Origin of the sequence: Paenibacillus sp. FSL R10-2736, assembly GCF_038000245.1 — a bacterium.
Classification (GTDB): Bacteria; Bacillota; Bacilli; order Paenibacillales; family Paenibacillaceae; genus Paenibacillus_AQ; species Paenibacillus_AQ phytohabitans.
In genome coordinates, this window is the sequence record NZ_JBBOBN010000001.1 from 4,050,784 (window position 1) to 4,063,757 (window position 12,974).

Annotated in this window: 12 protein-coding genes; 5 read left to right on the top strand and 7 right to left on the bottom strand. The window is 55.5% G+C overall.

All coding sequences use genetic code 11. The features are described 5' to 3' along the window. The first annotated feature begins 26 nt into the window (after positions 1-26). From thiM to NSQ73_RS17580, 5 genes are all read left to right on the top strand, one after another. Positions 27-824 (top strand): hydroxyethylthiazole kinase, encoded by a 798-nt coding sequence (thiM, locus tag NSQ73_RS17560; protein ID WP_340987465.1) that lies wholly within the window; start codon positions 27-29, stop codon positions 822-824. A 27-nt stretch (positions 825-851) separates the two neighbouring features. Continuing rightward, a complete protein-coding gene (gene thiD / locus NSQ73_RS17565; protein ID WP_340987466.1) occupies positions 852-1,679 on the top strand; it encodes a bifunctional hydroxymethylpyrimidine kinase/phosphomethylpyrimidine kinase in 828 nt (275 codons plus the stop codon). After that, positions 1,676-2,347, top strand: coding sequence for a thiamine phosphate synthase (gene thiE / locus NSQ73_RS17570; RefSeq protein ID WP_340987467.1), 672 nt, complete (start codon positions 1,676-1,678; stop codon positions 2,345-2,347). The genes thiD and thiE overlap by 4 nt, the downstream gene beginning before the upstream one ends. A gap of 208 nt (positions 2,348-2,555) precedes the next feature. After that, entirely contained in the window at positions 2,556-3,032 is a 477-nt protein-coding gene (locus NSQ73_RS17575; protein WP_042136727.1) for a MarR family winged helix-turn-helix transcriptional regulator, read from the top strand. Continuing rightward, positions 3,032-4,864, top strand: coding sequence for an ABC transporter ATP-binding protein (locus NSQ73_RS17580; RefSeq protein WP_340987468.1), 1,833 nt, complete (start codon positions 3,032-3,034; stop codon positions 4,862-4,864). Before NSQ73_RS17575 ends, NSQ73_RS17580 begins: the two co-directional genes overlap by 1 nt. Before the next feature lie 89 nt (positions 4,865-4,953). Here NSQ73_RS17580 and NSQ73_RS17585 read toward each other — a convergent pair whose 3' ends face one another. The 7 genes from NSQ73_RS17585 to NSQ73_RS17615 form a co-directional block, all read right to left on the bottom strand. Further along, positions 4,954-5,898 carry a hypothetical protein gene (locus NSQ73_RS17585; protein ID WP_340987469.1) on the bottom strand — a complete coding sequence of 315 codons (945 nt, stop codon included), beginning with the start codon at positions 5,896-5,898 and terminating at the stop codon, positions 4,954-4,956. A gap of 56 nt (positions 5,899-5,954) precedes the next feature. Next, a complete protein-coding gene (locus NSQ73_RS17590; RefSeq protein WP_340787109.1) occupies positions 5,955-6,656 on the bottom strand; it encodes a pseudouridine synthase in 702 nt (233 codons plus the stop codon). A gap of 85 nt (positions 6,657-6,741) precedes the next feature. Further along, positions 6,742-6,939: a DUF3934 family protein gene (locus tag NSQ73_RS17595; RefSeq protein WP_171719634.1), complete on the bottom strand. Its 198-nt coding sequence runs from the start codon at positions 6,937-6,939 to the stop codon at positions 6,742-6,744. 146 nt (positions 6,940-7,085) lie between these two features. Next, positions 7,086-8,171 carry an aspartate-semialdehyde dehydrogenase gene (gene asd / locus NSQ73_RS17600; RefSeq protein WP_340946254.1) on the bottom strand — a complete coding sequence of 362 codons (1,086 nt, stop codon included), beginning with the start codon at positions 8,169-8,171 and terminating at the stop codon, positions 7,086-7,088. Between the two features lie 122 nt (positions 8,172-8,293). Next, on the bottom strand, positions 8,294-9,520 hold the full coding sequence (locus NSQ73_RS17605; protein WP_340987470.1) for a VWA domain-containing protein: 1,227 nt from the start codon (positions 9,518-9,520) through the stop codon (positions 8,294-8,296). Continuing rightward, entirely contained in the window at positions 9,521-11,869 is a 2,349-nt protein-coding gene (locus NSQ73_RS17610; protein ID WP_340987471.1) for a DUF5682 family protein, read from the bottom strand. Beyond that, positions 11,866-12,969 carry an AAA family ATPase gene (locus tag NSQ73_RS17615; protein ID WP_039303646.1) on the bottom strand — a complete coding sequence of 368 codons (1,104 nt, stop codon included), beginning with the start codon at positions 12,967-12,969 and terminating at the stop codon, positions 11,866-11,868. Before NSQ73_RS17615 ends, NSQ73_RS17610 begins: the two co-directional genes overlap by 4 nt. Between the last annotated feature and the right edge of the window lie 5 nt (positions 12,970-12,974).

Below are 12,974 nucleotides of genomic sequence, written 5' to 3' on the forward strand. Positions count from 1 at the left end.
TATCAAAACTTTCAGGAGGAATAATCATGTCTTTTCTATCCAAGGTACGGCTGGCAAATCCGCTCGTACATAACATTACTAATATTGTTGTGGCTAATTTCACCGCTAACGGACTGCTGGCGCTGGGGGCTTCCCCGTTCATGGCCGACGCACTGGAAGAGGTGGCGGATGTTGCCGCGATGTCCGGGGCGGTCGTGCTGAACATCGGTACACTGAATGAAGCCGCCATCGCTTCAATGATGAAGGCTGGACAAGCCGCGAAGCGGCATGGTGTCCCGCTCGTGCTTGATCCCGTTGGAGCAGGCGCTACACCGTACCGCACTGACGTTACCGCGAAGCTGCTGGGTGCGCTGCAGCTGACCGCTCTGCGCGGCAATGTGGCCGAAGTAGCCAATGTCGCCGGAGAACGCTGGGCGAGCAAGGGCGTTGATGCCGGAGCAGGTGAAGGCGATGTGATCGCCTTGGCGAACAAGGCTGCGCGGAAGCTGAACTGCGTGGTGATCATCACCGGCAAGGAGGATATCATTAGCGACGGCACGCGCACCTACATCGCCAGCAACGGCCATTCCATCCTGACCCAAGTCACGGGAACCGGCTGTCTGCTCAGTGCCGTAGTTGGCGCATTTCTTGCAGTAAGCGGCGGGAATGCGCTTGAGGCAGCAGCCGAAGCACTCTCGTTCTACGGCGTGGCGGCCGAGATTGCCGCTGAAGCCGCTGAAGGACAAGGACCCGGCAGCTTCCAGATGGAGTTCCTGAATCAATTGTCCCTGGTGACACCAGATATCTACAGCAGCCGGTCACGCCTGCAGCTGATTGAACAATAAACCGCACCTCTTAAAGGAGAATACCTGATGACCAGTATACGTAAAGCGTTAACGATTGCCGGCTCTGACAGCGGTGGCGGTGCCGGTATCCAGGCTGATCTGAAGACCTTCCAGGAGCTTGGAGTCTACGGAATGTCTGCGATCACTGCGGTCACGGCACAGAATACCCTAGGCGTTCATGGGGTATATCCGCTGGAGCTGGAAGCCGTTGCTGCGCAGCTGGATTCTATTGGCAGTGACTTGACACCTGATGCCATTAAGACCGGCATGCTGTTCAGCAGTGAGATTATCGGTGTTGTCGCGGATAAGGTGACAGCGTACGGCTGGCAGCAGCGGCTTGTGATCGACCCGGTAATGATTGCCAAGGGCGGGTCCGCTCTGCTGCTGCAGGAAGCCGTGCAGGCATTGATTACCGGACTGCTACCTCTGGCTCTTGTGGTTACCCCCAATCTTCCCGAAGCAGAGATGCTCACGGGGATGAAGATTAATGGAATGGCAGACAGAGAACAGGCTGCAAGACTCCTCCATCAGATGGGGCCGCAGTACATTGTTCTTAAGGGAGGACATGATCCGGAAGGCGATCAGCTGGTGGACCTGCTCTATGACGGCCGGGAATTCCAATATCTGACCAGTCCGCGGATTGAGACCAGGCATACGCATGGGACCGGCTGTACTTTCTCGGCGGCGGTGGCGGCAGGACTTGCGCTCGGCCACTCTATAAATGAAGTGGTCCATACAGCCAAAGCCTTCATTCAGGCAGCCATTGAGGACAGTCTGAACATCGGGGCAGGACAAGGGCCGACCAATCATTTTGCTTACGGGAACCGCACCAGATCAGGGGGGCAGCAGCTATGAAACGGATTGACAGTGAGGATATGCGTAAGCTCCTTAAGGTATATTTCATTATGGGCAGCGTGAACTGCCGCCTCTCTCCAGCCGAGACTTTATCTGCCGCAGCAGACGGGGGAATCACCTTATTCCAGCTCCGTGAAAAGGGTCCCGGTGCTCTGACCGGCACTGCTCTGCTAGAGCTTGGACAGCAGCTCCGGGCAATCTGCCGGGACCGGCAGATTCCGTTCATCGTCAATGACGACCTGGAGCTGGCGGTTGCACTTGATGCAGACGGGGTTCATGTGGGCCAGGATGATCTGCCGGCCCGGACGATCCGCCAGCGGCTCGGCGAGCACAAGATCATCGGCGTTTCCGCCCATAATCCCGCGGAAGTGCAGCAGGCGATTGCGGACGGAGCCGATTATCTCGGGATCGGTCCGGTCTACCCCACCTCCTCCAAAGACGATGCCGAAGCCGTTCAAGGGACGGCTGTCATTGAAACGCTCCGCCGCAGCGGACTTAATATTCCCCTGGTAGGGATCGGCGGTATAACCCGGCATAATGCCCTACCGGTGATCAGGGCCGGTGCAGACGGAATTTCTGTAATCTCGGCCATAGCCGGAGCGGAGGATATCCGGGAGGCCGCGAGGGCGTTCGGGCGGATTACACAATGCGGAATGCTTCCGGAATGAGCTTAAATAAATGAGCGTATTTCAATTACAAAAAACACCCGCAGCTGCCTTCACACAGGCGCTGCGGGTGTTTCTTATGCGTTCCGGCATAACCTGTTTACCGCCATTTCAGCGTAACATTTACTTTTGGAATATTCAGGCGTATAATCAGTTTACTTTGTTAACTGTTAACAAAAGAAACTATTATCAGGTCAGAGGAGGTTGCCCCATGACAGATCCGGCGCAAACGATAGAGGTGTATCATTCCTTGCTCGCCGTTGCCCGCCAGCTCCGTAAGCTGGCCCATCAGAGCGCTGCGGATCTCGGATTAACCGTGCATCAGATCGGTATACTGAATTCTCTCCTCAAGCATCCCGGTCAATCGCAGAAGGAAATAACGGAGCGTCTGGTATTTGCCAAGAGCCGCGTAAGCCTGCATATTGATGCGTTGGCCGAGAAGGAACTGGTGACCCGGACCGCCTCCGAGGCAGACCGCAGGGAAACGAGGCTGAATCTCACCCCGGCAGGTGAAGCGCTGTGCAGGCAATACAATGAAGACGCCTATTCATACCAAATGCTGGGGGCGGCGCTGGATCATTTTTCCGGAGAAGAAGTCCAGTCGCTCATTCAAATGCACTCACAGCTGCTCGAACAGCTGACCCGGGATCAGGATAACTTAAATACACACAAAGCTGGTGATGAATAATGGGCAGAGGTTTCGGTCCAATGGGATTCGGCGGACCCGGGCATGGCAAATTAAAGTTCGATGATGATGAGGCGAAGCCGGATATATCCAAGACGCTGCTGCTCCGCATCGTGAAATATTTCCTGCCTTACTGGAAGCAGACCCTGCTGGTGATGATTGTGCTGTGCATTACTGCAGTGCTCGGGCTGCTTCCACCGATTCTGATTCAGCATATTATCGACCGTGCGCTCCCGGATAAAAACCTGAGACTGCTGGTTCTGCTTGTCCTCGCCTCGCTCGGTACAACTGTAGTGTCCGGTCTGCTGGGCGTGCTGCAGAATTACCTGAATTCCTTTATCTCGCAAAATATTGTCCACGATATGAAAAATCAGATGTACCGCCATCTGCAGGGCATGCCGCTGCAGTTCTTCTCAGGGGTCAAGCAAGGTGAAGTCATCACCCGGATGACCAGTGATATTGCCGGGATACAGGGCGTGTTCAACAGCACCATCGTCAATTTTGCCAGCAATCTGTTCATTCTGACCACAACAGCGGTAACTTTGTTTATTATGAACTGGAAGCTGGCGCTGCTGGGCATACTGGTCGTCCCCCTGTTCATTATGCCAACCCGCAAAATGGGCAATGTGCGCTGGAAGCTGGCCAAGGAAACCCAGGAGAAGATCTCCGAGCAAAACCAGATCATCCAGGAAACGCTCAGTCTCAGCGGATATATGCTCATGAAGCTGTTCACCAAGGAAGACAACGAGCTGGCGAGCTTCAGAACCGTTAATGCCCAGGCGACACGCCTGCAGATCCGGGAATCGATGGCCGGCCGCTGGTTTATGCTGGTCCTCACCACCTTCACCAGTATCGGCCCCATGCTGATATATCTGTACGGGGGTTATTTATTTATTCAGGGAGAGCTGACGGTTGGTGCGATTATCACCTTTGTGGCGCTGCTGGGCAGATTATACGGGCCGGTCATGCAAATGACTAATCTGTATGTGGATGTGAACCGGTCGGTGGCGCTGTTTGAACGGATTTTTGACTATTTCGATATGGACCCGCTGATTGTGGATTCGCCGCTGGCCCTGCCAAGCAGTGCTGACGGCCAGGATATCGTCTTCGACAAGGTGAATTTCGCCTATCAGCCGGGCAAACCGGCCCTGCGGGAAATTTCCTTCACGGCTGCCGCCGGATCACTGACTGCGCTGGTCGGCCCCAGCGGAGCGGGTAAAACAACCATAACCAACCTCATCCCCAGACTCTATGAACTGGATTCGGGTGTGATCCGCATCGGCGGCAAGGATATCCGTGAGTTCACGCTGCACTCCCTACGCTCTCAGATCGGGCTGGTTACCCAGGACACATATCTGTTCAACGGGACCATCCAAGAGAATCTGCTCTATGCAAGCGCCGGTGCCACGGAGTCCGAGATGATTGCCGCCTGTGAAGCCGCTTATATTCATGATTTCATTATGAAGCTGCCTGAAGGCTACAATACGGTAGTCGGTAACCGGGGAATCAAGCTGTCCGGCGGAGAGAAGCAGCGGATCTCGATCGCCCGCGTGCTGCTCAAGAATCCGCCTATTATCATCATGGATGAAGCCACCTCGTCACTGGATACAGTGTCGGAGTTCTATATCCAACAGGCGATGCATCAGCTGCTGCTGGGCAAGACCAGCATCGTTATCGCCCACAGGCTTTCCACCATTATGGCTGCCGATACCATTCTTGTCGTTCAGGACGGCGCTATTGTGGAGTCTGGACAACATGCTTCTCTGCTGGCGGACAACGGGGTCTACAGAGATTTGTATAACAAGCAGTTTCAGGCGTCAGAGTCCGCCACTTGATATTGTACGGAATTGAAAAAGGGATTCACGGAGGCCATTAACCGCTGCCTCCGGAATCCCTTTTTATAATTGAACAGACAAGTCCAGGTTTATCTCTCTGTACGCAATGGCTCCAGCTTGTCCATCCATCCGCTGAAGTATTCCGGCGTCTCGTTCTTCTTCAAGCGATCATAATATTCGTCCACAAAACCGCCGTCTCCGGCACGCTGTCCTGCCCACTCATAGAATTCTTCAAACCGCGTCAGCGCAAAACTACGCTTCTCCAGAATCAGATAAGCACTGAGCAGGCTATCCAATGTCAGGTCTGTGGGGTTATTTTTGTACTCCTGCTCACTTAGCCGCAGCTGGTCTTCCGCATATTGCTTGGTGAGGGTCTTATCCGGTACATACCGTGTTCCCTGAAGCTCATACACGCCTACCAGCGCTGGACCAAGCGGCAATTGCCCGGAAAAGGGACTTGCCAGCAAATCCTCATCTCCGTCCTGATCCGTATCCTCATAGTTCACCGAGACATTATCGTTAACAGTTACCTGCATGACTCCGTCGATTTCCTCAACGACAATATAGGATGATTCAGGACGGTTATCCATCAGACTGAACAAAAAGGTGGCATGGTTATTCTGCACAAGCGCTTCCGCCCAGAGATCATCTTCCTCACTCCAGATATTGCCGCCTTCAATCTTAATTCCGGCCTGCTTGCTGTCAAAGACAATCTTCCCGTCCTTCACAACCGCAAACTGCGTATACGTAAACTCCCCTTTGTTCCAGTAATACACCTCGTAGATCTGCCCGTTCAGCTGAACGGCATCCATATGTAAGAAGCCTGAATATTTATCCGAAATCTCCGGGGAGACTTCCGGTACTTCCCCCGTAAAATCAGCGGTTGCATCCGCCGGAGAGGCTTGTGGTGCAGTTGACTGTGCTGCTGCTTCTGAAGTCACAGATGCTTCCGGCGGCTCCGCAGATTCATTACTGCCGGTTCCCGAGCAGCCGGCTATAACCATTAGCGCTAATAGCAAACTTATTATTCTCATTTGATCCTCCTGATGGTTTGTCAGTATGTCAGCAAACGCTTAAATGCTGTGAATCCCTATTTCTCTGCGTCCAGTCTGGAGTGGAGTTCAGCCAGCTCTTCTGCGGTCAGATGCCTCCACTGCCCCCGCTCAAGGCCGCTGAGCGTAATGTGCATGATCCGGATGCGCTCCAGGCGGAGCACCCGGTAACCCAGTTCTTTGCACATCCGGCGGATCTGCAGATTCAGTCCCTGGGTTAAAACAATCGCGAACTCGTTGTCCGTGATCCTGCGGGTGAGGCAAGGCTTGGTCCGGGTCCCGAGAATATCCACACCGGCTGACATCTCCTGAAGGAATGCTTCAGTCACCGGCTTGTCCACCGTAACGTTATATTCCTTCTCATGCCCATGCTCGGAGCGCATCATCCGGTTAACCACGGCTCCGTCATTGGTCATGAGTATCAGCCCTTCGGACTGTTTGTCCAGCCTGCCAACAGCAAAGATCCGGGAAGGATAACCGACATAATCAATGATGTTCCCTTCCACCTGCCGGGCAGCTGTACAGGTAATCCCAACTGGCTTGTTAAGAGCCAGATAGACCCGTTCTTCCCGGTCCGGGCTCAGCGTAACGCCGTCAACGGCCACCGTATCTCCAGGCTCAACACTGGCCCCCGCTGCACAGGCTATACCGTTAATGGTTATCCGTCCCGCCGCAATCAGCCGGTCCGTCTCTCTGCGCGGATATACGCCTGTCTCACTTATATATTTATTAATTCTCACTCCAGTACCCGCTTTCCTGCCCTACATATTAAAGAACACCTGATTCACTTACAAATCAGATGTTGCATATGGGCACATGGCCGCCTTATTTACTGCCTCCGGTTTTGTTGCCGCCGCCGCTGCCCTTGGCTGCGCCTGCTCCCTTAGTTCCCGGTTTGGTACCCGGGCTTCCGGGAGGTCCGCTTTTTGCCGGCTTCACGGGTTTCGCCGTCTTATTCCAGCGGGTCCAGCCCTTGCTCCCTGTCCCTCTGCCTGTGCCGCCGCCTTTACTTTTTGCCACAATATCACTCCGTCAGTATTCAGTTTTCGTCATGCATTCCTCTATCTTACCATTATTCCGGGGGTAATGTCAGGTAAAACCGCAAACAACCTGCGCGGAGAAGCTCCGGCAGGCTGCATTACGAACTGAAATGAAGCTGTTCCTGCTGCTTATTTCGGCTGAATATAACCTTCGGCCTTCAGCAGTTCAGCGATCAGGACAGCACCGCCGGCAGCACCTCTTACAGTGTTGTGGGACAGGCTGACAAATTTGTAGTCATAGAGTGAATCTTCACGGAGTCTGCCGGCTGAAATTCCCATTCCGTTCTCAATATCACGGTCCAGACGGGTCTGCGGACGGTTCTCTTCTTCGAAATAGGTAATGAACTGTTTAGGTGCACTTGGCAGTCCCAGCTGCTGCGGACGTCCCTGGAAGCTGTTCCAGCGTTCCAGAATCTCTTCCCTGCTAGGCTTCTGCTCAAAGGAGGCGAATACCGCAGCCATATGGCCATCAGCAACCGGCACACGAATACACTGTGTGGTGATCACTGGCTGTTCGCTTTTGACAATCCCCTCTTCGGTTACCTTCCCCCAGATCCGCAAAGGCTCCTGCTCACTCTTCTCTTCTTCACCGCCGATGAATGGAATCACGTTGTCCACCATGTCCGGCCAGTCGGCAAAGGTTTTACCGGCTCCGGAAATCGCCTGATACGTTGTCACAACAACCTTCGAAGGCTTGAAATCATGAAGCGCATGCAGTGTTGGCATGTAGCTCTGAATGGAACAGTTAGGCTTGACAGCGATAAATCCGGTTTCGGTACCCAGACGTTTGCGCTGCTGGGCAATCACCTCAAGATGCTCAGGGTTGATCTCAGGAATCACCATCGGAACATCCGGCGTCCAGCGGTGCGCGGAATTGTTGGAAATAACCGGAGTACCGGTGCGTGCGTAGGCTTCTTCCAGTGCCTTGATTTCTTCTTTCTTCATATCTACAGCGCAGAAGATCAGATCCACATCCGCAGACACTTCCTCCACCTTGGAGGCGTCCTGGACCATAATGCTCTTAACGGCCTCCGGCATTGGTGTAGACAGCTTCCATCTGCCTTTGACGGACTCTTCGTACGTCTTACCGGCCGAATTCGCGCTCGCGGCAATAGCCGTTACCTGAAACCAGGGATGATTCTCAAGAAGTGCAATGAAACGCTGGCCGACCATTCCGGTACCGCCAACAATACCCGCTCTCAACTTACTTGACATAAGAAATTCATTTCCTTTCAAGCAGCGCCTAGCGATAGGTGCTTTTTAATAACCGATTATAAATCATATATGCATGTTACACAATATGTGATTATAAAGTAAGTGTTTCCTGTTCCTAAAAATTATCGCGCCATCCCCAGACGCTTGGACAATTCACCGAGATCCTGGCCCTTGAGCGCTCCCTCGACCAATACAGGCAGTAACGCCGGAGTACAGGCAAAGCAAGGGGTTCCGTCACGGGTGAGCTGGGCGGCCAGGCGCTCGTCGTAGGAAGGCTTCCCTTCATCCGACAGGGCCAGCAGTGTCATCGTCCGCACACCGGATTCGCGCAGCTCACGCATCCGCCGGACCAGTCCGGCCTGGTTGCCGTTCTCATACAGATCGGAAACAATGATGAACAGCGTCTTCTTCGGCTCCTCAATGAACTGCTCACAATACTTCACGGACTTATGGATATCCGTGCCGCCGCCAAGCTGAATGCCGAAGAGCATGTCTACAGGATCATTGGCACATTGCTCAGTCAAATCTACAATCTCAGTGTCAAAAGCGACCACCCGCGTGTTAAGCGCCGGAATGCTGGCGAAGATCGAGCCGATCACCGAAGCCCAGATGACAGAGCTGGCCATCGATCCGCTCTGGTCAATGTCCACGATCACGGTCCATTCCTTGCTGCGGCGGGCCCGGTCGAAATAAAAGAACCGCTCGGGGATAATCATCCGCCGCTCTGCATCGTAATGCTTCAGATTGCGCTCAATGGTCCGCTTCCAGTCCAGCCCGCTCAGGGACGGCAGCGGAGAATGCTGCCGCTTGTTCAGCGCACCGGTGACGGCACGGCGGATATCCGTCTCCAGCAGCTTGACCAGCTCATCAACCAGTGCCTGGACTAGCATTCTTGCGGTATCCTTTGTTTTCTCAGGAATTTTGCCTTTGAGTGCCAGAAGCGTACCGACCAGCTGGATATCCGGCTTCACTGCCGCCAGCAGCTCCGGCTCGAACAGCAGCTGCTTCCAGCCTTTGCGCTCCATGGCATCACTCTGAATAATCGAGACAACATCCTCCGGGAAGAAGGTGCGCACGTCCCCAAGCCATTTGGACAGGTTAATCGCGGCATGCCCTGATCCCGCCCCTCTGCCCTTTGAACCCGCTTGAGAGGTCCCGTCAGCTCCGCCAGCACCTGCCTCATTATAGATGGCTGCCAGCGCCGCATCCATAATCCGCTCTTCCTCGGTCAGCGTAGGCCCGCCGCCTGCCCCGTAACCGGATAAGGCTTCCTCTGCTTCCTGGCCCAATATCAGCCTCCAGCGCGACACAGCCCCGTTCCGCCCGTTATCCTTAATATCCTCCGCCATCTATAGGTCACCGAAGTCAAAATCGTTCAGCTCATCCAGCATTTTGGCTTCCTCCTCCTTCAGCTCGCCTGTAAGAATCTCAGCAGCCTGTTCTGTGTTCACACCCCACAGCTCACCCAGAAGCTCGGAGATCATCGTCTTCTCCCGGGGAGAGAAGGTGCTGAATGCCCGGCGCAGAAAGACCAGGGCACGTTTGAATTCCTCATCGTCCAGGGCATTAATATAATCATTCAGCTGCTCCCACAGGCTCATCCGCGACAACAGCCCATAGCGGTTACGCATAGACAGCCCTTCGAACCACCCCGCCCCCAGATCAGCGGGGATACCCGGAGACAGCCGGCGCGACACCTCTGCGGCCACATCTTCCGCAGAGACCGCAGCCCGCTCCATCAGGATCGCGCAGGCGAAGCCGGACAGCCGGGGGTTACGGTCATCACGCTGTGACAGCTGCTGCAGCTCCTGAAGCCACAGGGCAGTATCCAGACTCCCGCTATGTTCCAGCGAGATGCCGTTCAGCTCATTCATGGCGCTGATCATTAGCGCCGCAGCTTCGTCGTTGCAGCCGCTCGCATCCAGCAGGAACAGACAGCCGCGCCGGAACAGCTCCTCCAGCAGCGGCACGAGCGGAGCGGTATCCACCTTGCGGATATCGCCGAAGCCGATAATTGTCGCCAGCTCCCGGGCAGCGGCGGCAATAGCAACTACATCGCGGCTGTCCACCGCCAGGCTCTGCAGTACCCGGCTGCTCTCCTCCATCTGCGAGGTCATCGCGCACTGGCAGGCGATGCGGATCAGCGCAGACGCATCAGTAATGGAGCGGCACTCCAGCAGCTTCTCCTTCAGCACATAAGCTGAAGCGACTTCAATGGTCTCGCCCAGGAGCGTCGATTCAACCACCTGAATCTCCACCTCCGGTGACCACTGGATAATCCAGTGCTCTGCCCAGGTTGCCCCGGACTGTCCGCTCGGTATATTCCGCACGAAGGATATGCCCAGCAGCTCCAGCCTATGAAACAGCACAGAACGGTGCAGATCCAGGTAGGCCGCTTCGGCGCTGGACACCCGGCGGTTCTCACGCAGATCGAGCGCCAGGTCACTGGCTACAGTGGACTTATATTTCTCCAGCTTATACCGTTTCAGCAGCCGGTTCAGGTCATCCTGGATCGGTGTCTGGCTGACACCTTCGGCCAGGCTGCCAATCGCCGTACCGACATCTACCCGGGCCAGCGCTTCGGCAACAACCGAGAGGTCGCCATGGCCGAGCAGTGTCTGGGCGGCATCGCGCAGATCACGCAGTGTAGGCGCGCTCCCGCCGTGCAGTGCTGCCAGCGACTCTGCCAGCCGGACCGCTTCAATGACTTCAGCGGTGGAGCGGTGCGTCCCGGAACCGCGTACCTGCCTAGCCACGGAGGATAGGTAGAGATGCGGCAGATCCTCAGCCCTGCCGGACTCCATCAGCTCCCACATCAGCTCGAAGTAATGCGGAGCCCCGTTGCCTGCACCATAGCCGGACATTGTAGAGAGCTTGTAATACGAATACGGCATCAGCGTCAGCTTCGTGCTGCGTGTAGGCAGTGACGCCAGCTCGCTGTCGGTCATCCCGTCTGCAAGATCTGCCAGTGCAGCAGCATGGTAAGCGCCGCAGATCACTACAATCTTCTCCGGCTGATGGCCGTCTTCAATCTTCTTCCGGATCTGACGCCGCATATAAGCTTCGCGCAGCGCGTTATAGGCATATTCGCGGGGCTGCTCTATCAGCTCCCGGGACTCTGACAGCTCACGCATCCGGGCAGAGAACGCCAGTATCGCCGCACGGTACGCTCCGCTGCTGGCGTTATGCTCGTAATTGCGTTCCCAATACATATCATAATCAGATTCACCGGCGAGCCGGGCAATCCGGCTGTATACCGATTCCTGCTCTTGCAGCTCATCATCCGTAGGCTCACCTTGTTCATCCGCCGCAGGCTTAAGCACCGGCCTGCTCCCGGATTCAAGCCGCAGGGCATCCTGCAGACCCAGGGTTACGGATGAGGGAAGATCGATGAATTCCGCTTCTGCCCCATGCTCCTTTGCCCATCGCATCCCCTGATATTCCGGGGAGTAGACAGCGAACGGCCACAGCACCGTCCGCACAGGCAAATCCTCAGTAAAGGCCAGAATCGCAACCGGAGGTTTCGTGACGGTGTGAGTCAAATGACGGATCTCATCAGTTGCATCACTGGGTCCTTCGATCAGGACGGCGGTCGGCTGAAGCTCATTCAAGTATTCCAGCAGATGCTTCGCACCGCCCGGAGACAGATGGCGCACCCCGAAAATATTCACAACGGCAGCAACAGCCGCCCCACTCACTCGTTCATCTCCTTGCAGGCTTGATACAATCCGCGCCAGTCCGCTCCTTTTTTCTTCATTACATTATCGAGGTATTCCTTCCAGACCAGCTTATCCTTGTCATCATCCTTGACGATAGCCCCCTGCAGGCCGGCAGCCAGATCCCCATCGGTCAATTCTCCGCTGCCGAAGCTGGCTGCCAGGGCCATGCTGTTCGTCAGCAGGGAGATGGCTTCCGCCGTGGAGATTACACCGGCTGGTGTCTTCACCTTCTCCTTCTTGTCGAGCGTCATGCCGCTGCGCAGCTCGCGGAAGATCGTCACTACCTTGAGCAGTGCTTCATCCGCCGGAACAGAAGCCTGAAGCTCATACGAAGAAGCAATCTCTGCAACCCGCTTCTTCACGATCGACAGCTCGGTCTCCAGATCAGACGGTGCCGGCAGCACAATGATGTTGAACCGGCGCTTGAGCGCCGCTGACATTTCGTTCACGCCGCGGTCACGCGTGTTGGCGGTGGCAATAATGGAGAAGCCTTTGCGGGCACTGGTCTCCTTGCCCAGCTCCGGCACGGAGATCGTCTTCTCCGAGAGGATGGAGATCAGCGCATCCTGCACCTCGGAAGCGCAGCGGGAGATCTCCTCAAACCGGGCTATCCCGCCGTCCTCCATTGCCCGCATAATCGGACTCTTGACCAGCGCCTCCGGCGTTGGCCCGTTCGCCAGGAGCATGGCATAGTTCCAGGAATAACGTACATGCTCCTCACTGGTTCCGGCAGTCCCTTGCACAACCAGGCCCGAGTTGCCGTAGATCGCAGCCGCCAGATTCTCGGACAGCCAGGACTTCGCCGTTCCCGGCTCACCGATCAGAAGCAGCGCCCGGTCTGTTACCAGCGTGGCCACCGCCATCTCGATTAGACGCGTGTTACCGATATATTTCGGGGTAATCACGGTCTTGCCCGCCTTCCCTCCGGCAATGAAGGTTAACACTGAACGCGGCGACATCTGCCACCCGGCAGGGATACGGCCTGTATCTTCCCTGCGCAACGCCTCCAGTTCCTCACGGTATAGAACCTCGGCTGGCAGACGCATGTAATCCTGAAGCTGACTTTGTTCCGTCGACATGAACA